Genomic DNA, 21,961 nt, shown 5'->3' on the forward strand with positions numbered 1-21,961 from the left:
GAGCACTTACCCTCATGGAGTCGGGCCACGAGCGAGACCGGCGAACGAGGCGCGCGGCGCCCCGCCGGCCGTCCCCCGGAGAGCCGAGGAGGCGACCCCATGGGCACATCCCGCACCACCGATCTGACCGTCGATCAGATCGTCGAGATCTATCGCACGATGAGTGTGATCCGGGCCTTCGAGGACCGTCTGCACGGACTGGCGAAGAGCCTCCCCGGCGCGGTCCACCTCTACAGCGGGCAGGAGGCCGTCGCAGCCGGAGTCTGCGCGGCCCTCGCCCCGGACGACTACCTCGCCAGCACCCACCGCGGTCACGGTCACGCGATCGCCAAGGGCTGCGACGTCGAGGCGATGATGAAGGAGTTGTACGGCCGGCCGGACGGGATCTGCGGCGGCAAGGGCGGCTCGATGCACATCGCGGACTTCGACCGCGGCATGCTCGGCGCCAACGGCCTGGCCGGCGGCGGCGTCCCGCTCGCCTGCGGGGCCGCTCTGACGGCGCGTCAGCAGGGCACCGGCCAGGTGTCGGTGGCCTTCACCGGCGACGGCGGCGCCAACCAGGGCGCCGTGCTGGAGAGCCTGGTGCTGGCCCGGATGCTCGACCTGCCGGTGATCTTCGCGATCGAGAACAACGGCTACGCCCAGGCGACCCCGGCCGCCGCCCACTTCTCCGGCACCGACATGGCCCAGCGCGCGGCCGGCTTCGGGATCCCCGGTGAGGTGGTGGACGGCTACGACGTGATCGCCGTGCACGCCGCCACCGCCGAGGCGGTCCGGCGCGCCCGGGCCGGCGAGGGCCCGACCGTGCTGGAGTTCCGGGCCGAGCGCTTCCACGGCCACATGGAGCTCTGGGACGACCAGTCCTACCGGCCGGACGCCGACCCGGAGCGGCTGCGCACCGAGTCCGACCCGCTGCTGCTGCTCCGCTCCCGGATCGCCGAGGGCACCGTGGCCGGACCCGCCGCCTTCGAGCTGGACCGGATCGACCGGGACGCGACCGCCCTGGTCGAGGCGGCCGTCACGGCCGCCTCGGAGCCCTTCACGGTCGACCCGCGCACCCTGCTCGACCACGTCTACACCCGCTGACCCGCTCCGAGGAGGGAGTCCCATGCGCACGATCACCTACCAGCAGGCCATCGGCGAGGCGCTGGCGCAGCAGATGCGCTTCGATCGCTCGGTGGTCCTGATGGGCGAGGACAGCACCAATGCCTGGGGCCCGACCAAGGGCCTCCACCTGGAGTTCCCGGACCGGGTGCTCGACATGCCGATCACCGAGGCGGCCTTCGTCGGCGCCGCGGTCGGCGCCGCCGCGACCGGACTGCGGCCGGTGGTCGACCTGCTGTTCGTCGACTTCGCGACCGTCGCCTTCGACCAGATCGCCAACCAGGCCGCCAAGCTGCGCTACATGGCCGGTGGCCGGATCTCGGTGCCGCTGGTGCTGCGCGCGATGTGGGGCACCGGCCTGCGCCGCGGCGCCCAGCACTCGCAGGCGCTGCACCCGCTCTTCGTCCACCTGCCCGGCCTCAAGGTGGTCGCGCCGTCCAACCCCTACGACGCCAAGGGGCTGATGGCGCAGGCGCTGGTGGACGACGACCCGGTGCTGTTCCTGGAGCACAAGATGCTCTACTTCGTGCCCGGCGGCGTGCCCGAGGAGCCCTACGCGATCCCGTTCGGCTCGGCGAAGGTGGTCCGGCCCGGCACCGACTGCACCGTGGTCGCGATCGGCCGGATGGTGTCGGTCGCGCTCGCCGCCGCCGAGCAGCTGGCCGCCGAGGGCCTGCAGATCGAGGTGATCGACCCCCGGACGCTGTCGCCGCTGGACACCTCGACCATCTACGGCAGCGTCGAGCGGACCGGGCGGCTGGTCGTGGTGGACGAGGCCCACCCGCGCTGCAGCCTGGCCACCGACATCGCCGCGCAGGTCGCGCAGGACCGTTTCGCGGCCTTGCGCGGGCCGGTCAGGATGGTCACCGGGCCGCACGCGCCGGTGCCGTTCAGCCCCGAGCTGGAGGACGCCTTCGCCCCCGGCCCGGACCAGGTGGCCGCCGCCGTGCGCGCCACCGGCCTGGTGAAGGACGCGGCCGTACAGCCGCGCTGACGATCGATCAGTTTCCGTACCGCTGTGCTGCCGGGCCCCGAACGCGGGCCCGCCGACCGAGGAGGAACCGAGTGACGTCCCAACCGTTCGTGAAGCAGCCCGACGAGGGCCGCGCCATCTGGCACGTGGGCGCGCTGCTGCAGTTCAAGGCGACCGGCGCCGAGACCAACGGGCAGTTCTGGCTCGCCGAGCAGCTCTCCCCGGCGGGCTACGCCTCGCCGGTCCACCTGCACACCCGTGAGGACGAGTTCTTCATCGTCCAGGAGGGCGAGATGGTGCTGCGGATCGGCGACGACGAGCACAAGGTCGGCCCGGGCGCCACGGTCTTCGCGCCGCGCGGCATCGCGCACCAGTACCGGGTGGAGACCGAGGGCACCCGCTTCCTGGTGCTCGGCACCCCGGCCGGCTTCGAGGAGTGGTTCTTCAAGACCGGCGAGCCGGCCACCAGCCTGGAGCTGCCGCCGCCGCTGCAGGGCCCGCCGGACTTCGCCCGGCTGCTGGGCGAGCTGGCGCCGCTCGGTGTGCAGCTGGTCGGGCCGCCGCCCGGTGTCGGTGGGCCCGCCGGGCCGCCGCGCTGAGCGGTGCCCTCGCCGAAGCCCGTCTCGCCGGCCCCGGCGCCCCTCGTGGGCGGCGGGGTAGCGCGCCGTTCGGGGCGCCCGGCGAAACAGGTGAGCGGGTACTCACCTGCACGCTATCCTTCGGGTGCCCCTCCGCAGCCGCGGCCCGCTCGGAAGCCGGCCGCCCCGTTCCTTCGGAGCCTTCATGAGTATGCGCGAGCAGATCGTCGACGCCGCCGAGCGGGTGATCCGTGACCTCGGCCTGGCCCGCTGCACCACCAAGGAGATCGCCGAGGTGGCGGGCTGCTCCGAGGGCACCATCTACCGGCACTTCCGCAGCAAGGAGGACGTCTTCCTGGCCGTCCTCGCCGAGCGGCTGCCGGGCCTGCTGCCGGTGCTGCGGGCGCTGCCGGAGGAGATCGGCACCGAGGGCGAGGTGCGGGCGTCCCTCCAGCAGGTGGCGGAGGAGGCGCTCGCGTTCTACCGCGCGTCGATGCCGATGCTGCTGTCCGTCTTCGCCGAGCCCAAGCTGCTCGACCGTCACCGGGAGTGGATGCAGGCCAACAACGCCGGGCCGCACCGGGCCGTCGAGCTGCTGGCCGACTACCTGCGCCGGGCCCAGCGGGCCGATCTGGTCAGCCGGGACGCGGATCCGGTGGCGGCGTCCCAGCTCCTGCTCGGCGCCTGCTACCTGGCCGCCTACGGAGGCGTGTTCGCCGCCCCGGGCACCGGGTCGGAGCCGTTGCGGGAGGCGGAGGCCTTCGTCCGGGAGCTCTGGCGGACGCTGGCCCCGGCCCGGTCGGCGGCGGCGCCGGCGCGGGGCCGGGCCAAGGCCCGCTGAACCACCGGGTCCGCGGAGGAGCTGCACCGCGGATCGGCCCGTCGTCCGGCGAGAACCGCCGGGCGGCGGGCTTTCGCATGCCCGGGGCCGGGTCGCGCCGGTGCCGTTGCGGCTGCCCGTGCGGGCGCCCGGGCCCGTGGGCGCGAGGGCGGGCGCGCGGCAACGGGGAGGGGCGGACGGCCCGCGGCCGCCCGCCCCTCCCCGTGCTCCCGCCGTGCTCAGCCCTGGAGGCCCAGCACCTGGGCCGCCGCCTCGACCTGGCCGAGGTCCCCGGCGCAGGGCATCAGCAGCAGCTCGTCGCAGCCCGACTCGGCGTACTTGCCGACCAGCCCGCGCAGCTTGCCGGGGTTGTCGGCCGCGCCGCGCAGGATGTGCTCGACGAACGGCCCGGCGTCGCGGTAGTACGACCGCAGGTAGCCCTCGGTGTGCTTGGTGCCGTCCGCGCCGAGCGCGAAGTAGGCGAGCGCCACCAGTCGGGGCGCCCCCTCCCGGCCCTCGGCCGCCCACTGCTCGCGCAGCGCCTGGGCGCCCTGGGCGAACATGATCGGGCCGGTGCCGCCGCCGATCCAGCCGTCGCCCAGTCGGGCCGCCCGGGCCAGTGCGGCCGGGGAGTGCCCGCCGAGGATCAGCTCCGGCCCGTTCGGGCGGATCGGGGCCGGTCCGACCGAGGGCTCCCGGCCGGACTGGGCGTCGGCCCAGTGCCGCCGCAGCTCGGCCACCTGGGTGCCGGTCCGGGCGCCCCGGCCGGCCTTCTCGACCTGGCCGACCTCGAAGTCGTCCGGCCGGGAGCCGACCGCCATGCCGAGGGTGAGCCGGCCGCCGGAGAGCCGGTCCACGGTGGCCGCCTGCTTGGCCAGCAGCGCGGTGTTGGCGCGCAGCGGCGAGATCAGGATGCTGGTCGCCAGGCCGATCCGCTCGGTCACCGCGGCGGCCGCGGCCAGCGTGGTGAGCGGTTCCCAACTGCTGTGCACCAGACGGTCGATGGTGCCGAGGGTGGAGTAGCCGGCCTGCTCGGCGAGCCGGGCCCAGGCGACCACGTCGGCGCCGGCCGCACCGGCCAGCGAGGTGGGGAGTCCGATTCCGATCTTCATCGTGTTCACTCGCCTTCGAGCGGCTGGTCGTGGCGGCGGGAGAGCACGTTCTCCATCGAGGCCAGCCGGAAGAACGCCTGCGCGCCCTCGCGGCTGGTCATGTCGCGCGGGACGGCGAGGTGCTTCTCCAGCTCCCGCTCGAACTCGCGGACGGCGGGCTGCTGGCTCATGTGCGCGGCGACCAGCGGCAGCGGGCCCTCGATCTCGATCACCCGGACGGCCAGTTCCTTGCCCACGAAGGCCTGGGTGCCGAGGAGCTTGCCGACCACGGTGCCGTCGGGGCTCTTGACGTCGAAGTCCGGGCGCCCGCTCTTGCGGAACAGGTCCTTGACGATGTCCTCGCTGCCCGGCAGCAGCGGGTAGTACAGCGCGTGCCACGTGCTCATGGTCGTCTCCTGGGTTCTCCGGGCCGGGCTCGGCCCGTCGGTGGGTGTGGGGCGGTGCGGGCGGGTCCTCACTGGCTGGTGGTGACGCCGCCGTCCACGTACAGCACCTGGCCGCTGATGAAGCCGGCCCGCGGCGAGGCGAGGAAGGTGACCGCGTCGGCCACCTCGTGCAGTTCTGCGGTGCGGCCCAGCGGGATCCGGCCGAGCACCATCCGCATGAACTCCGGGTTGCTCGCGTTCTCCTGGACGAAGTCGGTGCGGACGAAGCCGGGGGCGACCGCGTTGACCGCGATCCCGTGCCGGCCCCATTCCGCGGCCAGCTGCTTGACCAGCAGGTCCAGGCCGGCCTTGCTGGCGCCGTACGCGCTGAAACCGCGCCGGGCGCCGAACTTGCCGCGCACCGAGGAGAGGTGGACGATCCGGCCGCCGCCGGCCGCGATCATCGCCCGGCCGACCGACTGGGAGAGCCAGAAGGCGCCCAGCAGGTTGGTGTCGACGATGGTGCGCCAGTCCTCCTCGGAGATCTCCTCGGCGCCGACGGTGACCAGCGCGCTGGCGCAGTTCACCAGGACGTCGATGCCGCCCCAGTCGGCGGTCACGGCCGCCACCAGCCGGTCCACGTCGGCCCGGTCGGCGACGTCCACGGCGTGCGGCACCACGGTGCCGCCGCGGGCGGCCAGCGGGGCGAGCCGCTCGGCGGTCTCCTCGGCCTTCTTCAGCGAACGGCCGGCCACCGCGACCCGGGCGCCCTGGGCGGCGAGGTCCTCGGCGACGGCGGCGCCGATGCTGCCGTAGCCGCCGACCAGCAGGACCCGGCTGCCGAGGAACTCCCGGTCGGCGGGGACGCGTTCGGGCGCGGGCCGGGGCGGGGCGGCGAAGCCGGGGGGCGGTCCGCCGGCTCCCGGAGGAGGTCCGCCGAAGCCGGCGGGCGGTCCTCCGAATCCCGGCGGGGGTCCGCCGAGGCCCGGAGGAGGTCCGCCGGCCCCCGGGGGCGGACCGCCGAAGCCGGGGGGCGGTCCGCCGGGCGGCCCGGACGGTGGGGTCGGTGCGGCTGCCGTCATGACAGCACCTCCCTGTCGCGTGTCGGTGGTGCGGGGAGTCCGACGGAGTGTCGGACCGGGGGACGCCGGGGGTGGTGAGGAGTCCGGGCCCGGTGCTGTCCGGGTCCGCTCGGCCGGCGTCGGGTCCGGTCCCGCCCGGTGCGGGCGGGACCGGGTTCAGGTGGCGTCGGGTGCGCCGGGCAGGCCGAACAGCCCGGCGGCGTTGCCGTGCCGGATCCGCGCGACCTCGGCCGGGTCCAGGCCGAGCCCGTTCAGCCGGGCCAGCGAGGCGTCCAGCGGCGCGCTCATCGGCGGGGAGTCGGTGCCGAACATGACGTTGCCGACCCCGAAGGCGTCGACGGCGGCGGCCACGGCCCGCAGGCTCGGGGTCGCGGTGTCGACGAAGACCCGGCGCAGGGCCTCGGCCAGCGGCGGGACGACGGGCCCGGTCGGCGCGGCGCCCGGTCCGCCGGGACCGCCGGGACCGCTCGGCCCACCGGTCCCCGGTCCGCCGGGACCGCCGGCACCGGGACCGCCGACCCCCGGCGGAGGACCGCCGGGAGCACCGCCCGGAGCACCGGCCGGAGGCCCGCCGGGAGGTCCGCCGGGAGGGCCGCCCGGGGCCCCGCCCGGCCGGCCGAAGGTGACCGGCATCCGCCGGGCCAGCTCCAGCCGCTCCAGCAGCAGCGGCAGTCCGCCGCCGCAGACCGGGGCGACGATCCGCAGCTCCGGGTACTTCTCCAGCCACCCGGCGAACAGCACCGCGGCCGTCCCCAGCGTGACGTCGCAGGGCCGGGCGATCTGCTCGACCAGCCGCAGGTCGTCGAGCTCCCCGGCCCCGGCCGGTTCGGCCGGCGGGTGCAGCATCACCGGGGTGCGGTACTGCGCGGCCATCGCGAAGAAGGCGTCGGCCTGCGGGGTGTCCAGGAACCGTCCCTCGATGCTGGAGTTGACCATCAGCCCGACGAATTCGTCCTGCTCCAACCGCTTGGCGGCGGCCGCGAGTTCGGCGTCGGAGCCGAGCGGATTGGTGTAGACGTAGCCGCGCAGCGCCGCGGGCCGGGCCCGGACCTGCTCGCCCAGCCAGTCGTGGAAGCGTTCGAGGGTGTCCAGCGGCTGGCGGTAGTTGTCCAGCCCGGGCGTGCGCACCATGGTGCCCGCGCCGACGGGACTGCCGACCAGGGACATGGTGATCCCGGCCGCCGCCTTGAGCTCCACCATGCCGTCGACGTCGACGAGGCTCGGCGGCATGGGGAAGCGGCGGAAGAGTTCGGGCGACGTGATGTGGCCGTGCACATCGATCGTCATCGGCTCGGCACCTCCTGGGATGTCCGCCGGCCGGTCGGCGCGGCGGGGTGGTCGCGGGCCCTGGGCTCTCGGTGAGTGAGTGCCCGCTCGCACCGTAGGGTGCGTCCGGTGGGCGCGTCAACACGGCCCGGAATCCGGGAGGTTGGTGCAACGAACCGGCTGGGCGGACGGCCCGGAACGGCCGGGACGCGGTCCGTGACGGCCGGGGCGACGTCCCAGCCCGGTGGAGACGGATGCCTCCTGACACTGGGACCGCCCGGCGGCAAGGATGAGGCGGCGGGGCAGCCCCGGGGGCCGAGATGCCCCGGTCCCCGGGGTCCCGTGTCTCTCGCATCGGGCGACCCCGCCCCGGTTCGCCGCATCGACGCGGCGGACATTCCGCGATCCCGGATCGATTCGAGGAATCGATATGAAGGACATGAAGGATAATTCGGACGTCTGGTTGGTTACCTCGTCCAGCGTTCAGCTCGGCACGCTCTGGATCATGAAGACCTCGATCCTGCCGATGCTCAACTCCCTGCCCTACGACCGGTACGTCAACACCTGCCAGCTGATCGACATGCACGTGTTCCACCCGATCGCCTTCTGGAACGGCCTGGCCACCGCCGCTGTCGGCGCCACCAAGGCCGTCCGGTCGGAGAGCAAGGTGGCCAAGGTGCTGTACGCGGCCGGCACCGTCGGCATGGCGACCGTCGCGGTCGCCTCCGAGGGCGTCAACCGGCCGATCTGGCGCCAGATCGAGCGCTGGAGCCCGTACCGCGACACCGACGCCGCCTGGCGCGGCAAGCGCCGCCGCTGGCACCTGGCGCACGAGACCCGGACCATGGGCGCGATCGGCGCGGCGGCCTGCTTCGTCCTCGCCTCGCTCATCTGACCGGCCCCTCCCCGCACCTCGCGCCGCAGCGCGCACCGGCCGGTTCCCGGAGCCTCCCCGTTTCCCGGGCCGGCCGCCGCCCCACGCCCACCCGGACCGCCCTCGGCCGCGCACCGGCCGGGGTCGTCCGCCGAGCAAAGGACTGTCATGACCTCGTCCACCGAGAGCGCGGTGGAGGCCAACAAGGCCCTCATCCGCGAGCTGACCCTGCGGGCGTTCAACGACGGCGACCTCTCCGCCATCGGTGACCGCTTCGCCGAGGACTACGTGGTGCACGCCCCCGGCCTGCCCCCGATGCCCCCCGGCCCGGACTCCTTCCGGCAGGCCGTGCTGCTCTGGCGCAACGCCTTCCCGGACGTCAACGTGACCGTGGAGGACGTGGCCGGCGACGGCGACCGCGTCTACGCCCGGTTCACCACCCGCGGCACCCACCAGGGCCAGCTGTTCGACATCCCGCCGACCGGCAAGCCGGTCACCGTGCACGAGATGTCCTGCCACCGCATCGTCGACGGCCGCGTCGTCGAGTCCTGGATCGGTGACAACGTGCCCCGGATCCTGCTCGACATCGGCGCCATCCAGCCGGTCGGCCGCCCGCAGCACTGAGGCCGCGGCGCCGAACGCCGGCCCGGAAGAGCCCACGAGAGCCCGAGAGCCGAGAGCCCGAGAGCCCGAGAGTCCGAGAGAGCCCGTACCCCGAGGGGAGCCCGCATGCACCGCACACTGATCATCGCCCGGATGCTGCCCGGCGCGGAGGGCGACGTCGCCCGCGTGTTCGGTGAGTCCGACGAGACCGAACTGCCCCGTCTCGCCGGCGTCACCCACCGCTCGCTGTACAAGCTCGGCGATGCCTACGTCCACCTGCTGGAGACCGACGACCCGGGCCAGGAGGCGGTCGACGCCGCCCGCCGCCACCCGGAGTTCGCCCGGGTCAGTGAACGGCTCACCCCGTTCATCTCCCCCTACCTGCCCACCTGGCGTTCGCCGCAGGACGCGGTCGCGCAGTGCTTCTACACCTGGGAGTCCGGCACCGGCGGTCGGTGAGCCCGCCCTCCGCCGGCGGCGCCGGCCGAACGGGGACCCGTTCACCCCGTACGGCCGCGCCGCGAGGCCCAGGAGCAGTCCCTAAACCGGAGAAACGAGAGGCAGCACCATGACCGACCACCAGGCCGGCGGGACGACCACGGTCGTCACCGCGGAGGAGATCGAGAACGTCCTCATCACCAGCGCCGGCGCGGCGCCGGACGTGTTCGAGGGCTCCCGGCACGTCCCCCTGGAGGAGCTCGGCCTCGACTCGCTGGCCGTGCTCGAGCTGGAGGCGGTGATCGCCGACCGTTACGGCCTGAAGGTCCCGGACGGCGCCGTCGCCCTCAGCGTCGACCAGATCGTCGCCGAGCTGCAGACCGCCGGGGCGGTGGGCTGAGCGATGGCCGGACACACCGAGAACAGCATCGTCATCCAGGCCCCGCTCAAGCTCGTCTGGGACGTCACCAACGACGTCGCCGGCTGGCCGGAGCTGTTCACCGAGTACGCGTCCGCCGAGATCGTCGAGCGCCGCGGCGAGACCGTCCGGTTCCGGCTCACCATGCACCCGGACGAGGAGGGCCGGATCTGGAGCTGGGTCAGCGATCGCACCGTCAACGTCGCCGACCGCACCGTCCACGCCCACCGGGTGGAGACCGGCCCGTTCGCCTACATGCAGATCCACTGGCGGTACGAGGAGCTGCCCGAGGGCGGCGTCCGGATGACCTGGATCCAGGACTTCTCCATGAAGCCCGTCGCCCCGGTCGACGACCAGGGCATGACCGAGCGGCTGAACATCAACTCGCCCGTGCAGCTGGAGATCATCCGGCAGAAGGTCGAGGCCCTCGCCGCCGGTTCCAACGCCGTCCCCGCCGAGAAGGAGTGAGCGCCGTGGCCGCCAGGAACATCCGCATCATTTCCGCCGACGACGTCCCCGCCAACCGCAAGCGCGGCGGCGAGACCCGCGCGGTGCTCTCGCCCGCCACCTGCGGCGCGACCTCCGGCTTCATGGGGACCGCCCGGCTCCAGCCGGGGGAGCGGATCACCGAGCACTACCACCCGTACAGCGAGGAGTTCCTGCTGCTCGTCCGCGGCGAGCTCACCCTCGACCTGGACGACAAGCCCTTCGAGCTGTTCGCCGGCCAGGGCGTGCTGATCCCCAAGGACATCCGCCACCGGCTGCGCAACACCGGCTCCGAGGAGGCCTTCGCGGTCTTCCACCTCGGCCCGCTGGCGCCGTCCCCCGAGCTCGGCCACGTCGACACCGAGGACGGCCCGGGCACCAAGGCCGAGGGCCACATAGTGCTGGGGGAGCGATGACCGCTTCCCCGTCCACGGGTGACCGCCGCGTCGTGGTCACCGGGATCGGCGTGGTGGCCCCCGGGGGCACCACCCGCGAGACCTTCTGGGAACTGATCACCTCGGGCCGCACCGCGACCCGTCGGATCTCCGCCTTCGACCCCTCGGCGTTCCGCTCGCAGATCGCCGCCGAGGCCGACTTCGACCCGGTCGCGGCCGGCCTCACCCCGCTGGAGCTGCGCCGCGCCGACCGCTACGTGCAGTTCGCGCTGGCCGCCTCCCAGGAGGCGGTGATCGACGCCGGACTGGAGCTCGACGAGCGCACCCGGGAGGCCACCGGTGTGGTCCTCGGCTCGGCGGTCGGCGGCACCATCGTCCTGGAGGACGAGTTCGTCGTCGCCAGCGACTCCGGCCGCAACTGGCTGGTCGACCCCGACGTCACCAGCCCGTTCCTCTACCAGGGCCTGATCCCGAGCAGCCTGGCCGCCGACGTGGCCGTCCGGCACGGGGCGCACGGCCCGGCGCTGGTCGTCTCCACCGGCTGCACCTCCGGCATCGACGCCATCGGCCACGCCTACCAGCTGCTGGTGGACGGCGAGGCCGAGGTGATGCTCACCGGCGCCTCGGACTCCCCGATCTCCCCGGTCACCGTCGCCTCCTTCGACGCCATCAAGGCCACCACCCCGGACAACGACGACCCGGCGCACGCCTCCCGGCCGTTCGACCGGGACCGGCACGGCTTCGTGCTGGGCGAGGGCTGCGCGGTGCTCGTCCTGGAGGAGCTGGAGCACGCCCGCCGGCGCGGCGCCCGGATCTACTGCGAGGTGGTCGGCTACGCCAACCGCGGCAACGCCTTCCACATGACCGGTCTGCGCCCGGACGGTCTGGAGATGTCCGAGGCGATCACCGAGACGCTGCGCCAGTCCCGGCTCAACCCCGAGGACATCGGCTACATCAGCGCCCACGGCTCCGGCACCCGGCAGAACGACCGGCACGAGACCGGCGCCTTCAAGCGCTCGCTCGGCCACGCCGCCTACGGGGTCCCGATCAGCTCGATCAAGTCGATGGTCGGCCACTCGCTGGGCGCGATCGGCGCGATCGAGATGGCCGCCTGCGCGCTGGCCGTCGACCGCGGGGTCGTCCCGCCGACCGCCAACTGGCAGAACCGCGACCCCGAGTGCGACCTCGACTACACGCCCAACACCGCCCGCGAGGTGCGGGTGGGCGCGGCGCTCTCGGTCGGCAGCGGCTTCGGCGGCTTCCAGTCCGCGATGCTCTTCGCCAAGCTGGGGAGGGGCCGATGAGCGCACGACGTGCCGTCATCACCGGTATCGGTGTGGTCGCGCCCAGCGGCGTCGGCAGCGAGGCGCACTGGAAGTCGGTCTGCGGCGGCGAGAGCCGGATCGCTCCGATCACCCTCTTCGACGCCGGCCGGTACGAGACCACGCTGGCCGGCGAGGTCCCGGACTTCGACGTCAACCGGTACGTCGAGCGCCGGCTCCAGGTGCAGACCGACCGCTGGACCCACCTCGCCTACGCGGCGGCCGAACTGGCCTTCGGCGAGGCCGAGCTGGACCCGTCCACGGTCGAGCCGTACAAGCTGTCGGTGGCGCTCGCCAGCTCCTCCGGCGGCAACCAGTTCGGCCAGCGCGAGCTCCAGCGGCTCTGGCAGCCGGACACCTCGCGGACCGTCGGCGCCTACCAGTCGATCGCCTGGTTCTACGCCGCGACCGTCGGGCAGCTGGCCATCAAGCACCAGGCCAAGGGCCCGTCCAGCGTCCTCGTCTCGGAGGGCGCCGGCGGCCTGGACTCGCTGGCCCACGCCGCCCGGCTGGTCCGCCGGGGCGCCGACGTGGTGCTCGCCGGCGGCACCGAGGCCCCGCTCGGCCCGTACGCGCTCGCCTGCCAGCAGCGCAGCGGCCGGCTCTACACCGGCACCGACCCGGCCGAGGCCTACCTGCCCTTCGACGAGCGGGCGGCCGGCTTCGTGCCGGGCGAGGGCGGGGTGGTGTTCGTGGTCGAGGACCTCGACCACGCGCTCGCCCGCGGCGCCCGGATCCGGGCCGAGATCGCCGGCTGGTCCGCCACCCAGGACGCCGTCGCCTCCAGCAGGACCGGCTCCGGCTCGGTCCGGCAGTACGCCAGGGCGCTCGGCACCGCGGTCGAACGGGCCGGCCTCACCCCGGGGGACGTCGACGTGACCTTCCCGGACGCGGTGGGCCTGCCCGCCTACGACCGCACCGAGGCCGAGGCGCTGCGCGCGGTCTTCGGCGACGCCGGCCCGGCCGCCGTCACCACCCACAAGCCGCTCACCGGCCGCCTCTACCAGGGCGGCAGCGCCCTGGACGCGGCCACCGCGGTGCTCGCCATGGACAACGGCCTGATCCCGCCGTCGGCGGGCCCGGCCCGTCCGGCGGACGGCTGCGACCTGGCCTTCGTCCGCGAGGAGCGGGCCACCGAGGTGCGCAGCGCGCTGATCGGCGCCCGCGGTTTCGACGGCTTCAACAGCGCCGTCCTGCTGCGCGCGCACTCCTGACACCCACGAGCACCACCCACGAGCACCACGACCCGGAAGGAGACCGTCATGCCGGTCGACGAGGGCGCGGCACAGGGCCGCGTGCTCTTCCTCATCACCGTCAAGGAGGAGCGCCGGGAGGACTTCCTCAAGGCGTACGAGCAGATCCGCCACCTGGTCGCCGAGGGCGTCCCCGGACACGTGCGCGACCAGGTCTGCCAGTCCTCCACCGACCCGGAGCAGTGGCTGATCACCAGCGAGTGGCGCTCGCTGGACGACTTCGTCGCCTGGGAGCGGACCGAGGAGCACCGGGACCTGGTGCGCCCGATGCGCGAGTGCTTCAGCGACGCGAAGTCCATCCGCTTCCACATCAAGGCCGAGACCTCGCGGGACACCCCGAAGGCGGGCCTTTCCACTCCTACCACCGCGGGGTGAGGTCATGACACGGACTCTGATCATCGGCGGCAGCGTCGCCGGCCTGGTGGCCGCGCTGGCGTTCGCCGACCTGGGGCACGACGTCACCGTGCTGGAGCGGGACGCCAACGAGGCCCCCGACACCGTCGACGAGGCGCACGGCAACTGGCAGCGGCCGACCGTGCCGCAGCTCCACCACTCGCACGCCTTCGGTTCGCTCGGCACCAACCTGCTGCGCGAGCGGCTGCCCTCCGTCTACCAGGCGCTGGTCGCGGCCGGCGTGCGGGAGATCGAGCTCGGCAAGGCCATGCCGCCGACCCTGGCCGACAAGACGCCGCACCCGGCCGACGCCGAGCTGCGGATGCTCGGCAGCCGGCGGACCACCTTCGAGCTGGTCCTCCGCCAGGAGGCGCTGCGCAAGCCGGGCATCTCGCTGCGCCGCGGCGAGACGGTGCGCGGTCTGACCGTGGCCGACCGCGGCCCGGCCCGGGTGACCGGCGTGGTCACCAAGGACGGCCGCACCATCGCCGCCGACCTGGTGATCGACGCCAGCGGCCGCCGCTCGCAGGGCCACGAGTGGCTGCGCGAGCACGGCCTGGCCGAGCCGGAACTCGTCGCGCAGAGCGCCGACATCACCTACTACACCCGCTACTACCGGGCGCACGGCCCGCGTCCGGTCGGCCCGCTCAACCGGGGCTTCGGCGCCGGCGGGCTCTGGGACCACTACACCGGCGTGATGTTCCTCGGCGACAACAACACCTTCGCCATCTCGTTCGGCATCCTGCCGGACGACACCGAGCTGAAGCAGATGCGCGCCGAGGACGTCTTCACCTCCGTGGTCCGGGCCACCCCGCTGCTCGCCCCCTGGGTGTCGCCGGAGGCCTCCGACCCGATCTCGCCGGTGCACGCGATGGCGGGCCTGGACAACTCGCTGAAGCTGTACGGGCAGGACGCCCAGCCGGTGCCCGGCTTCCTTCCGGTCGCCGACGCCGTCTGCACCACCAACCCGGCGTTCGGCCGGGGCGTCTCGCTGGCCATCGCCCATGTGCTCGGCCTGGCCGACCTGGTGCGCGAGCACCCGGAGCCGGACGCCGAGCAGGCCGCGCTGGCGGCCGGCCTGGCCGGGCGGACCTTCCGTCCGTGGTTCGAGGACGCCGTCCGCAACGACGCGGGCCGCGCCCGGCTCTGGCGGGCCACCGTGGCCGGCCAGCAGCTGCCGCCGCTGCCGCCGGACGTGCTCACCTTCGGCACCGTCGCCGAGGCGGCCGGTACCGACGAGGTGGTCTGGCGCCGGCTGGTCCGCACCATGATGTCGCTCGACAACCCGGCCGGCCTGTACGAGGACGAGGAGATCCGGCTGCGGGTCAAGCAGGCGGTCGCGGGCGGGCCCCCGCCGTTCCCCGCCCCGGACCGGGCGACGCTGGTCGACATCGTCCGCCGCGCCGCGAACTGACGAACCGTCACCACCGCGTCGGGCGAAGCCGGTTCGACCGCTTCGGGCGACGCCGTTCCACCGCACGGCCCCGCGTTGTTGCACGGCCCCGCATCGCACCGTCGCACAGCTACAGGAGGAGAGTCATGAAGGTCGTCGACCACCCCAACGCCAAGCTCATGGAAGCGGTCTACGCCGCGTTCACCGTGGGCGACGTGCAGAAGGCGGCCAGCTACTGGACCAAGGACTGCGTGCACTACTACCCGGGCACCAGCGAGCTGTCCGGCGCGCACGAGGGCATCGAGTCCGCGCTGGCCTTCGCCGGCCGGATGTTCGAGATCTGCCAGGGCCGGATCACGATGGAGATCCACGAGATCGGCGCGAGCGACTCGTTCGCCTTCGCCACCGTCTTCACCCGGTACGAGCGCGAGGGCAAGAGCCTGGAGATGCCCTTCGTCAACGTCGCGCGGATCCAGGACGGCCTGATCGCCGAGTTCTGGACCTACCCCGAGGACCAGTACGCCGTCGACCAGTTCTGGGCCTGACCGCCCCCCGACTATTGAGAGGTCGCATCATCATGGCAGGCATCATCAGCAGCTGGGGTGACAACACCAACGGCCAGCTCGGCGACGGCGGGACGGTCAACCGGACCACCGCGCAGGACATCAAGGGCCTGGAGAACGTGGTCAAGGTGGCGGCCGGCAGCGGCCACGCGCTGGCCCTGACCGGCGACGGCGAGCTCTGGGGCTTCGGCCGCAACGCCTTCGGCCAGCTCGGCGACGGCTCCACCGAGAACCAGGCCACCCCGGTCCGCACCGTCGGCCTGCCCGGCCGGGTCCGCTCGGTCGGCGCCGGCGGCGGCCACACCGCCGCCCTGCTGGAGGACGGCACCGTCTGGGCCTGGGGCGCCGGCTTCTTCTGCGCCCTCGGCGAGGCCAACTTCGGCGTCCAGCCGGTCCCGGTCCGGGTCGACGGCCTGGAGGACGTGGTCGAGCTGGCGGTCGGCGGCGCGCACAACCTCGCGCTCAAGGCCGACGGCACCGTCTGGTCCTGGGGCCGCGACGACCGCGGCCAGCTGGGTGACGGCCCCGGTTCGACCCGCGAGGGCCGGATCGTCCGCTCCTACATGACCGCCTCCTTCGACTGCCGGCCGCGCCCGGCCGTGATCGAGAACCTGGAGCCGGCCGTCAAGCTGAGCGCCGGCGGCGGTCACAGCATGGTCGTGCACGCCGACGGCACCGCCTCGGTGTGGGGCTTCAACGACCGCGGCCAGCTCGGCGACGGCACCACCGAGGACCGCGCCGCCCCGCAGAAGGTCGCGGGCCTGCGCTCGGTCACCCAGCTGGTCGGCGCCTACCACCACACGGTGGCGCTGCTGGCCGACGGCACCGTGTGGGCCTGGGGCCTCAACGACGGCGGCCAGCTCGGCGACGGCACCACCGCCGACCGCGCGGTGCCGGCCCCGGTGCCGGGCCTGACCGGCGTCAAGGCCGTGTCCGTCAGCGGTGGCGGCACCGACGCGGCCCCCGGCAACGGCGGGCACGCGCTGGCGCTGCTGGCCGACGGCTCGGTGCAGGGCTGGGGCTGGAACAACTGGGGCCAGCTGGCCGCCGGCCAGGTCCAGATCGTCCCCACCCCGACCCGGATCGCGCTGACCGGCCCGGCCGTGGGCGTCGCCGCCGGCGGTGAGATCCCGCCGACCAACAAGTTCATGGCCAACCCCGGCGGTGGCTTCGCCTTCGCCCTGCTGGGCTGAGTCCCGGCCTTGCGCAACCGCCGGGCGGCCCGGCCCGTCCGGGCCGCCCGGCGCGGGGCCGTCCGGCCCGTCCACCCATGACCGCTGACCTCGGGCCGGGGGCGCCGTCCGCCCCCGCCCCGGTCCCCGCAGGGAGGCCTCACCCCATGACCGCCGTTCCCCAGACCGCCCCTGCTTCGGCCGGCGCGGTGTTCCTCTCCGAATTGATGTTCCCGTCCACGCCGCGCTGCCTGGCACTGGCCGCCGAGTTCAAGCTCGCCGAGCTGCTGGCCGACGGCCCGCTGCCGGTGGCCGAGCTCGCCGAGCGCGCCGGAGCGACCGCGAGCGCGCTGGCCAAGGTGCTCTCGCTGCTGACCGAGGACGGTGTGTTCGAGGAGGTCGAGCCCGGCGTCTTCGCCAACACCGGGCTCTCCGAGCTGCTCCGCCCGGGCGTGCCCGGTTCGATGGACGCGATGGCCCGGATGGTCGGCGCCGAGTGGCTCTGGGCCTCCTGGGGCGCGCTGGACCACAGCCTGGCCACCGGGAAGCCCGGTTTCGAGAAGGTGCACGGCACCGCGCTCTGGCCCTGGCTGCAGAAGAACCCGTCCGCCGCCGCGACCTTCAACCAGGCGATGACGGACTTCACCGACGCCCTCTCCGACGCCCTGGTGTCCGCGTACCCCGAGTTCGCCGAGGCCGGCGCGGTCTGCGACCTCGGTGGCGGGCAGGGCACCTACCTGGCCGCGATCCTGCACAAGTACGACGCCCTCGCCCGCGGCGTGCTGGCCGACCTGCCGAGCGTCATCGAGCAGGCCAGGACCCAGCCCGACGTCGCCAAGCTGGCCGAGCAGGGCCGGCTGGACTTCGAGCCGGTCGACTTCTTCGCCGGGGTCCCGGCCGGGATCGGCGCCTACGTCACCAAGCAGGTCTGGCACTCCTGGCCGGACGAGGCGCTGGTCCGGCTGCTGCGCAAGTGCCGGGAGGCCTCGCCGGGCGCCCGCTTCGTCGCGGCGGAGCTGGTGCACCGCGAGGGCGTGCCGAGGTTCGTGAAGAACTTCGACCTGGTCATGCTGGTCACCATGAGCGGCGAGGTCCGCACCGAGGAGCAGTTCGCCGAGGTCTTCCGGCGCGGCGGCTACCGGCTCAACCGGGTGGTGTCCACCGGGACGGCGTTCTCCTTGCTGGAGGCCGTGCCGGACCCCGACCCGCTGGACTGACCGGACGATCCGCCGTCCCGGCCGGACGATCCGCCGTCCCGGCCTCCCGGCCGGACGTTCCGCCGGACCGGCCGGCCGCTCGGGGCCGCCCGGGGGAGAATTCCTCCGGGCAGTTCCCGCGGAATTTTCGGACGGTATTGCGAGAGGGCCCGGATCCGATTTCGGATCCGGGCCCCCGGCATTCCCTCCGGGTATTTCCCGGAGGGAATGCGCCACTCAGTCGAACCGGAATTCCGAGAGGCCGCCGCGGGAGCGGTAGCCGAGCGAGCCGAACAGTGCCTGCACGGTGTCGTTGCCCTCGGCGGTGACCGCCATGCCGACCAGCCCCTCGGCGCGCACCTCGGTCGAGGACTCGGTGAGCAGCGCCCGGGCGTACCCGCCGCGCCGGGCGCCGGGCAGCGAGTAGATCGGGCCGTAGCGCACCACGCCCGCGACGGCGGCGGTCCGGCCGAGGATCGCGACGGGCTCGCCGTCGAGGTCCCAGGCCCGCAGCAGCCCGCCGGCGATCTGGCCCCGGACGGAGCGCGAGGCCATCTCCCGGCTGAGCCCGGCGCCGTGCGCGGCCTCCAGGCACCAGTCGGTGAACAGCTCCGCCTCCTCCTCGCGGGCGGCCCTGGACTGCCCCTCCGGGGCCGGGCGGCCGTCGGTGGTGACGTCTCCGTCCAGGCACAGCATCCGCTCGCGGCGGTCGGCCCTGGCCGGTCGGCCGGTGGCCTCGGACCAGGCCGCGGCGAAGGCGGCGGCCGCCGCGTCCGGCCCGATCACGCCGGGCAGGAGGTCGGGCCCGGCGCCGAGTTCGGCCCCGAGCGCGGCCGCGGCGGCCGCCGGCATCCCGCTGAGCACGACCAGGTGCGGCGCCGTGAACGCCGCGACGCCGACCACCGGCGCCGTGTCCGAAGCAGGGTCCTCGACCCGGCTCCAGGCTATCGGCGGGGCGGTCGGCGGGCGGAATTTAGCGCCGGCCAGCATGGTCAGCAGGATGGAATTCTCGACAGGGTTGCCGGCAATCCACCCACCGGTTTCCGAGATGAACTCTTCGGTGTTCCTCGTGGTTTTTACGAACATATCGAAAAAATAGCCCGAGGGTGGATTGCTGGCAATGGGACGAGTGGGAACGGGCCCCGGTGCGTCCGGTTCCGGTCAGTTCGCGCCGGGGCGACCGGCGCCCGGCCCGCCCTGGCCCGGAGCACCCTGCCCCGGAGCACCCTGGCCGCCCTGGCCGCCCTGTGCACCGGGGCCGCCCTGGCCGCCGCCGGGCCGCCCCATCGTCCCGGCCGTGACGCCGGCCGTCATGCCGCCGTCCAGCCCGAACAGCGAGCCGGTGACGAAGCCGGCCGCGTCGCTGCCGAGGAAGACCACCGCGTTGGCGATCTCCTCCTCGGTCGCGATCCGACCCAGGGCGGTGGCCGCCCCGGCCCGCTCCAGCGCGCCCGGCTGGCCGCCGACCCGCTGGCGGAAGTCCTCGGTGTCGACCGGGCCGGTGATCAGCGCGTTGACCCGGATGCCCGCCGGACCGGCCTCCAGCGCGGTGGCCCGGGTCAGGCCGACCACGCCGTGCTTGGCCGCGGTGTACGCGCCCAGGCCGAAGGCGGTGCCCTGGACGCCGGCGGTGGAGGCGTTGTTGATGATGCTGCCGCCGCCGCTCGCCCGCATGGCGGCGATCTCGTGCTTCAGCGAGTGGTAGGTGCCGACGAGGTTGACCGCGATCACCGCGGCGAAGGCGTCCGCCGGGACCCGGTCCAGCGGGCCGAACGCCCCGCCGCCACCGGCGTTGTTGAAGGCGATGTCGAGGCGACCGTGTCGCTCGACCGTGGTACTCACCAGGCGGGCGACGTCATCCTCGACGGTGACATCGGCGGCGACGAACTCCGCCAGCCCGCCCTTCTCCCGGATCCGCTCCACCACGGCGTTGCCCAGCTCGGCCCGGCGGCCGGAGACCACGACCTGCGCCCCGGCGGCGGCGAGCGCCAGTGCGGCGGCGGCCCCCATGCCCGAGGTAGAACCGGTCACGAGCGCGATCTTCCCCTGGAGTTGGCTCATCGTTAGCTGCCCTTCCGGGCGGCCGCGGCCGCCCTTGACGTTGGCTCTTGACGGCTAATTTTGATTGTATAGTCTATACGAATTCAAGCTCGGAGCAAGGTCTCCGAGCCGGCGGACGCCTCTCAAGGAGTACCCAATGAGCGCCCCGTACGCTGCACCCGCCCCGGAAGTGCCACGTAAAACCTTCTTGACGATCTTTGCTGCCCTGGTGCTTGCCATGTTCCTGGCAGCCCTGGACCAGACGATCGTGGCGACGGCCCTGCCGACCATCGCCGGTGACCTCGGCGGCGTGACCCACCTGGCCTGGGTCATCACCGCCTACATGCTGGCCGCCACCGCGGCCACGCCGCTCTGGGGCAAGCTGGGCGACCTCTACGGCCGCAAGCTGATGTTCCAGTCGGCGATCAGTATCTTCCTGCTCGGCTCGGCGCTGTCCGGCCTCTCCGCCAACATCGGCCAGCTGATCGGCTTCCGCACCCTCCAGGGTCTGGGCGCCGGTGGTCTGATGGCGCTGGCCATGGCCCTGATCGCCGAGCTCGTCCCGCCCCGCGAGCGCGGCAAGTGGCAGGGCTACGCGCAGTCCTGCTTCGTGATCGCCGGTGTGGTCGGCCCGCTGATCGGCGGCGCCTTCGTCGACCACCTGTCCTGGCCGTGGATCTTCTACATCAACCTGCCGATCGGCGCGGTCGCGCTGGTGGTCGTCAGCTCGGTGCTGAAGCTGCCGGTCACCAAGCAGAAGAAGAAGCTCGACTACCTCGGCTCGGCGCTGCTCAGCTCCGCCATCGTCGCGATCCTGCTGGTCTCGGTCTGGGCCGGCGACCAGTACTCGTGGGGCTCGGTCCAGATCATCGGCCTGCTGGTGCTCGCCGCGGTGCTGCTGGTCGGCTTCGTCCTGCAGGAGAAGCGGGCCAGCGAGCCGGTCGTCCCGCTGGAGCTGTTCAAGGACCCGGTCATCCTGGTGGCCACCGTCGGCCTCTTCCTTGCCTCGATCTCGCTCTTCGTGGCGACCGTCTACACCCCGCTCTTCCTCCAGGTCGCCAACGGGGACACCGCCACCGAGTCCGGGCTGCTGCTGGTCCCGCTGATGATCGCGACCGTGGTCAGCCTGACCGTCTCGGGCAAGGTCGTCGCGGCGACCGGCAAGTACAAGCTGTTCCCGATCGCGGGCCTGCTGATCATGTCGCTCGGCCTGTACCTGATGTCGACCCTCAAGGCCGACTCCTCCCAGGTGGCCGCGGGCGGCTTCCTGGCGGTCTTCGGTATCGGCTTCGGTCTGGTCACCCAGGTGCTCATCGCGGCGGTGCAGAACTCCGTCGAGATGCGCCAGCTGGGTGTGGCGACCGCCGCGGCGAACTTCTTCCGCTCGCTCGGTGGCGCCATGGGTGTGACCGTCTTCGGCGCGATCCTCAACGCCCAGCTGCGCGACCAGCTGCCGAAGAAGGTGCCGGCCGAGGCCCTGGCGCGGCTCGGCACGGACGGTCTGCTGACCTCGCCGGCCAAGGTCCGGGCGCAGGCGCCCGAGGTGCGCGACGGCGTGGCCTCCGCGCTGGCCGAGTCGCTGCACACGGTCTACCTGATCGGCATGGTCATCGCGCTGCTCGGCGCCCTGGTCGTGGTCTTCCTCCAGGAGCGTCCGATGCGGGCGCCGATGGGCGCGCCCGGCGGCAAGGGCCCCGGCGGCCAGGGTGGCCCGGGCGGTCCCGGCGGTCAGCACCAGGGCCAGGGCGGCCCCGGTGGCGGCCAGTGGCAGGGTCAGGGCGGCCAGGGCGGTGGCCAGGGCCAGGGTCAGGGCGCGCCCGCCGGCGGCCAGTGGCAGGGCCAGGGCGAGGGTGCCCCGGCCGGCAAGGGCCAGGGTGCCCCGACGGGCCAGGGAGGCCAGGGCGGTCAGCCCGGGCACGCCGGTCCCGCGGGCGGACGGCCGGAGACCGCGGCCGGCTGACGGCCGCCGCTCCGCCCCGGTCGACCGACCGGCGTCCGCCCCGACAGCCCCTCCTCCCCCACCGTTACCCCCGGCGGTGGGGGAGGAGGCTTGTCCGGGGCCGGAACTGATCGCACGTCAGCCTCGGATACGGCTCGAAACGGACGCCGAAAGCC

Annotated in this window: 24 protein-coding genes; 18 read left to right on the plus strand and 6 right to left on the minus strand. The window is 73.7% G+C overall.

Features of this window, described 5'->3' with window-relative positions:
• Positions 1–99 precede the first annotated feature (99 nt).
• From ACW14Y_RS27810 to ACW14Y_RS27825, 4 genes are all read left to right on the plus strand, one after another.
• Positions 100–1,086 (plus strand): thiamine pyrophosphate-dependent dehydrogenase E1 component subunit alpha, encoded by a 987-nt coding sequence (locus tag ACW14Y_RS27810; protein WP_380308428.1) that lies wholly within the window; start codon positions 100–102, stop codon positions 1,084–1,086.
• Between the two features lie 22 nt (positions 1,087–1,108).
• On the plus strand, positions 1,109–2,098 hold the full coding sequence (locus ACW14Y_RS27815) for an alpha-ketoacid dehydrogenase subunit beta (protein WP_380385164.1): 990 nt from the start codon (positions 1,109–1,111) through the stop codon (positions 2,096–2,098).
• Between the two features lie 71 nt (positions 2,099–2,169).
• Positions 2,170–2,676, plus strand: coding sequence for a quercetin 2,3-dioxygenase (locus ACW14Y_RS27820; protein ID WP_030396600.1), 507 nt, complete (start codon positions 2,170–2,172; stop codon positions 2,674–2,676).
• A 184-nt stretch (positions 2,677–2,860) separates the two neighbouring features.
• Positions 2,861–3,496, plus strand: a complete 636-nt coding sequence (locus ACW14Y_RS27825) for a TetR/AcrR family transcriptional regulator (protein WP_380308432.1) — start codon at positions 2,861–2,863, stop codon at positions 3,494–3,496.
• A gap of 218 nt (positions 3,497–3,714) precedes the next feature.
• On the opposite strand, the gene ACW14Y_RS27830 is transcribed toward ACW14Y_RS27825, so the two are convergent.
• The 4 genes from ACW14Y_RS27830 to ACW14Y_RS27845 form a co-directional block, all read right to left on the minus strand.
• Positions 3,715–4,587: an LLM class flavin-dependent oxidoreductase gene (locus tag ACW14Y_RS27830; RefSeq protein ID WP_266313209.1), complete on the minus strand. Its 873-nt coding sequence runs from the start codon at positions 4,585–4,587 to the stop codon at positions 3,715–3,717.
• A 5-nt stretch (positions 4,588–4,592) separates the two neighbouring features.
• Positions 4,593–4,973 (minus strand): SchA/CurD-like domain-containing protein, encoded by a 381-nt coding sequence (locus ACW14Y_RS27835; protein ID WP_030396597.1) that lies wholly within the window; start codon positions 4,971–4,973, stop codon positions 4,593–4,595.
• 68 nt (positions 4,974–5,041) lie between these two features.
• Positions 5,042–6,034 carry an SDR family NAD(P)-dependent oxidoreductase gene (locus ACW14Y_RS27840; RefSeq protein WP_380308435.1) on the minus strand — a complete coding sequence of 331 codons (993 nt, stop codon included), beginning with the start codon at positions 6,032–6,034 and terminating at the stop codon, positions 5,042–5,044.
• 156 nt (positions 6,035–6,190) lie between these two features.
• A complete protein-coding gene (locus ACW14Y_RS27845; RefSeq protein WP_456983705.1) occupies positions 6,191–7,321 on the minus strand; it encodes an amidohydrolase family protein in 1,131 nt (376 codons plus the stop codon).
• A gap of 409 nt (positions 7,322–7,730) precedes the next feature.
• Between ACW14Y_RS27845 and ACW14Y_RS27850 the strand changes: the two genes are divergently transcribed.
• The 13 genes from ACW14Y_RS27850 (at position 7,731) to ACW14Y_RS27910 (ending at position 17,827) form a co-directional block, all read left to right on the plus strand.
• Positions 7,731–8,195, plus strand: a complete 465-nt coding sequence (locus ACW14Y_RS27850; RefSeq protein ID WP_231978553.1) for a DUF1772 domain-containing protein — start codon at positions 7,731–7,733, stop codon at positions 8,193–8,195.
• Positions 8,196–8,342: 147 nt separating this feature from the next.
• Entirely contained in the window at positions 8,343–8,798 is a 456-nt protein-coding gene (locus ACW14Y_RS27855) for an ester cyclase (protein ID WP_266274350.1), read from the plus strand.
• Positions 8,799–8,903: 105 nt separating this feature from the next.
• Complete coding sequence (locus ACW14Y_RS27860; RefSeq protein WP_030396592.1) at positions 8,904–9,236, plus strand: TcmI family type II polyketide cyclase; 333 nt, start codon at positions 8,904–8,906, stop codon at positions 9,234–9,236.
• A gap of 109 nt (positions 9,237–9,345) precedes the next feature.
• Positions 9,346–9,615 carry an acyl carrier protein gene (locus ACW14Y_RS27865; RefSeq protein ID WP_030301380.1) on the plus strand — a complete coding sequence of 90 codons (270 nt, stop codon included), beginning with the start codon at positions 9,346–9,348 and terminating at the stop codon, positions 9,613–9,615.
• 3 nt (positions 9,616–9,618) lie between these two features.
• On the plus strand, positions 9,619–10,101 hold the full coding sequence (locus ACW14Y_RS27870) for an SRPBCC family protein (RefSeq protein ID WP_266274348.1): 483 nt from the start codon (positions 9,619–9,621) through the stop codon (positions 10,099–10,101).
• Between the two features lie 5 nt (positions 10,102–10,106).
• Positions 10,107–10,535: a cupin domain-containing protein gene (locus ACW14Y_RS27875; protein ID WP_045942344.1), complete on the plus strand. Its 429-nt coding sequence runs from the start codon at positions 10,107–10,109 to the stop codon at positions 10,533–10,535.
• Positions 10,532–11,818 carry a beta-ketoacyl-[acyl-carrier-protein] synthase family protein gene (locus ACW14Y_RS27880; protein WP_380305294.1) on the plus strand — a complete coding sequence of 429 codons (1,287 nt, stop codon included), beginning with the start codon at positions 10,532–10,534 and terminating at the stop codon, positions 11,816–11,818. The genes ACW14Y_RS27875 and ACW14Y_RS27880 overlap by 4 nt, the downstream gene beginning before the upstream one ends.
• Entirely contained in the window at positions 11,815–13,050 is a 1,236-nt protein-coding gene (locus tag ACW14Y_RS27885) for a beta-ketoacyl synthase N-terminal-like domain-containing protein (protein WP_380305292.1), read from the plus strand. The genes ACW14Y_RS27880 and ACW14Y_RS27885 overlap by 4 nt, the downstream gene beginning before the upstream one ends.
• Positions 13,051–13,098: 48 nt before the next feature.
• On the plus strand, positions 13,099–13,464 hold the full coding sequence (locus ACW14Y_RS27890; protein WP_030396587.1) for an antibiotic biosynthesis monooxygenase family protein: 366 nt from the start codon (positions 13,099–13,101) through the stop codon (positions 13,462–13,464).
• A gap of 4 nt (positions 13,465–13,468) precedes the next feature.
• On the plus strand, positions 13,469–14,896 hold the full coding sequence (locus ACW14Y_RS27895) for an FAD-dependent oxidoreductase (protein WP_456983708.1): 1,428 nt from the start codon (positions 13,469–13,471) through the stop codon (positions 14,894–14,896).
• Between the two features lie 125 nt (positions 14,897–15,021).
• Positions 15,022–15,420, plus strand: a complete 399-nt coding sequence (locus ACW14Y_RS27900) for a nuclear transport factor 2 family protein (RefSeq protein WP_030301365.1) — start codon at positions 15,022–15,024, stop codon at positions 15,418–15,420.
• Positions 15,421–15,452: 32 nt separating this feature from the next.
• Positions 15,453–16,631: an RCC1 domain-containing protein gene (locus ACW14Y_RS27905; protein WP_380394593.1), complete on the plus strand. Its 1,179-nt coding sequence runs from the start codon at positions 15,453–15,455 to the stop codon at positions 16,629–16,631.
• A gap of 146 nt (positions 16,632–16,777) precedes the next feature.
• Positions 16,778–17,827 carry an ArsR family transcriptional regulator gene (locus ACW14Y_RS27910; RefSeq protein ID WP_380305288.1) on the plus strand — a complete coding sequence of 350 codons (1,050 nt, stop codon included), beginning with the start codon at positions 16,778–16,780 and terminating at the stop codon, positions 17,825–17,827.
• 216 nt (positions 17,828–18,043) lie between these two features.
• Here the strand turns inward: ACW14Y_RS27910 and ACW14Y_RS27915 are convergent, their stop codons facing one another.
• Together ACW14Y_RS27915 and ACW14Y_RS27920 are read right to left on the minus strand one after the other, a co-directional pair.
• Complete coding sequence (locus ACW14Y_RS27915) at positions 18,044–18,796, minus strand: GNAT family N-acetyltransferase (RefSeq protein WP_380312593.1); 753 nt, start codon at positions 18,794–18,796, stop codon at positions 18,044–18,046.
• A gap of 171 nt (positions 18,797–18,967) precedes the next feature.
• Positions 18,968–19,867, minus strand: a complete 900-nt coding sequence (locus ACW14Y_RS27920; RefSeq protein WP_380312590.1) for an SDR family NAD(P)-dependent oxidoreductase — start codon at positions 19,865–19,867, stop codon at positions 18,968–18,970.
• 217 nt (positions 19,868–20,084) lie between these two features.
• Here ACW14Y_RS27920 and ACW14Y_RS27925 point away from each other — a divergent pair, with 217 nt between their 5' ends.
• A complete protein-coding gene (locus tag ACW14Y_RS27925) occupies positions 20,085–21,806 on the plus strand; it encodes an MDR family MFS transporter (RefSeq protein WP_402724549.1) in 1,722 nt (573 codons plus the stop codon).
• The last annotated feature ends 155 nt before the right edge of the window (positions 21,807–21,961 follow it).

It is taken from the genome of Kitasatospora sp. cg17-2 (assembly GCF_054031055.1).

What these genes read in the sequence shown, in the direction of transcription:
- ACW14Y_RS27895 (WP_456983708.1), top strand. Translation starts at nt 13,469, where the DNA reads ATGACACGGACTCTGATCATCGGCGGCAGCGTCGCCGGCCTGGTGGCC.
- ACW14Y_RS27905 (WP_380394593.1), top strand. Translation starts at nt 15,453, where the DNA reads ATGGCAGGCATCATCAGCAGCTGGGGTGACAACACCAACGGCCAGCTC.
- ACW14Y_RS27830 (WP_266313209.1), bottom strand. Translation starts at nt 4,587, where the DNA reads ATGAAGATCGGAATCGGACTCCCCACCTCGCTGGCCGGTGCGGCCGGC.
- ACW14Y_RS27815 (WP_380385164.1), top strand. Translation starts at nt 1,109, where the DNA reads ATGCGCACGATCACCTACCAGCAGGCCATCGGCGAGGCGCTGGCGCAG.
- ACW14Y_RS27900 (WP_030301365.1), top strand. Translation starts at nt 15,022, where the DNA reads ATGAAGGTCGTCGACCACCCCAACGCCAAGCTCATGGAAGCGGTCTAC.
- ACW14Y_RS27850 (WP_231978553.1), top strand. Translation starts at nt 7,731, where the DNA reads ATGAAGGACATGAAGGATAATTCGGACGTCTGGTTGGTTACCTCGTCC.
- ACW14Y_RS27910 (WP_380305288.1), top strand. Translation starts at nt 16,778, where the DNA reads ATGACCGCCGTTCCCCAGACCGCCCCTGCTTCGGCCGGCGCGGTGTTC.
- ACW14Y_RS27810 (WP_380308428.1), top strand. Translation starts at nt 100, where the DNA reads ATGGGCACATCCCGCACCACCGATCTGACCGTCGATCAGATCGTCGAG.
- ACW14Y_RS27845 (WP_456983705.1), bottom strand. Translation starts at nt 7,321, where the DNA reads ATGACGATCGATGTGCACGGCCACATCACGTCGCCCGAACTCTTCCGC.
- ACW14Y_RS27925 (WP_402724549.1), top strand. Translation starts at nt 20,085, where the DNA reads ATGTTCCTGGCAGCCCTGGACCAGACGATCGTGGCGACGGCCCTGCCG.
- ACW14Y_RS27915 (WP_380312593.1), bottom strand. Translation starts at nt 18,796, where the DNA reads ATGCTGGCCGGCGCTAAATTCCGCCCGCCGACCGCCCCGCCGATAGCC.
- ACW14Y_RS27920 (WP_380312590.1), bottom strand. Translation starts at nt 19,867, where the DNA reads ATGAGCCAACTCCAGGGGAAGATCGCGCTCGTGACCGGTTCTACCTCG.
- ACW14Y_RS27835 (WP_030396597.1), bottom strand. Translation starts at nt 4,973, where the DNA reads ATGAGCACGTGGCACGCGCTGTACTACCCGCTGCTGCCGGGCAGCGAG.
- ACW14Y_RS27840 (WP_380308435.1), bottom strand. Translation starts at nt 6,034, where the DNA reads ATGACGGCAGCCGCACCGACCCCACCGTCCGGGCCGCCCGGCGGACCG.
- ACW14Y_RS27885 (WP_380305292.1), top strand. Translation starts at nt 11,815, where the DNA reads ATGAGCGCACGACGTGCCGTCATCACCGGTATCGGTGTGGTCGCGCCC.
- ACW14Y_RS27825 (WP_380308432.1), top strand. Translation starts at nt 2,861, where the DNA reads ATGAGTATGCGCGAGCAGATCGTCGACGCCGCCGAGCGGGTGATCCGT.
- ACW14Y_RS27865 (WP_030301380.1), top strand. Translation starts at nt 9,346, where the DNA reads ATGACCGACCACCAGGCCGGCGGGACGACCACGGTCGTCACCGCGGAG.
- ACW14Y_RS27860 (WP_030396592.1), top strand. Translation starts at nt 8,904, where the DNA reads ATGCACCGCACACTGATCATCGCCCGGATGCTGCCCGGCGCGGAGGGC.
- ACW14Y_RS27890 (WP_030396587.1), top strand. Translation starts at nt 13,099, where the DNA reads ATGCCGGTCGACGAGGGCGCGGCACAGGGCCGCGTGCTCTTCCTCATC.
- ACW14Y_RS27880 (WP_380305294.1), top strand. Translation starts at nt 10,532, where the DNA reads ATGACCGCTTCCCCGTCCACGGGTGACCGCCGCGTCGTGGTCACCGGG.
- ACW14Y_RS27870 (WP_266274348.1), top strand. Translation starts at nt 9,619, where the DNA reads ATGGCCGGACACACCGAGAACAGCATCGTCATCCAGGCCCCGCTCAAG.
- ACW14Y_RS27855 (WP_266274350.1), top strand. Translation starts at nt 8,343, where the DNA reads ATGACCTCGTCCACCGAGAGCGCGGTGGAGGCCAACAAGGCCCTCATC.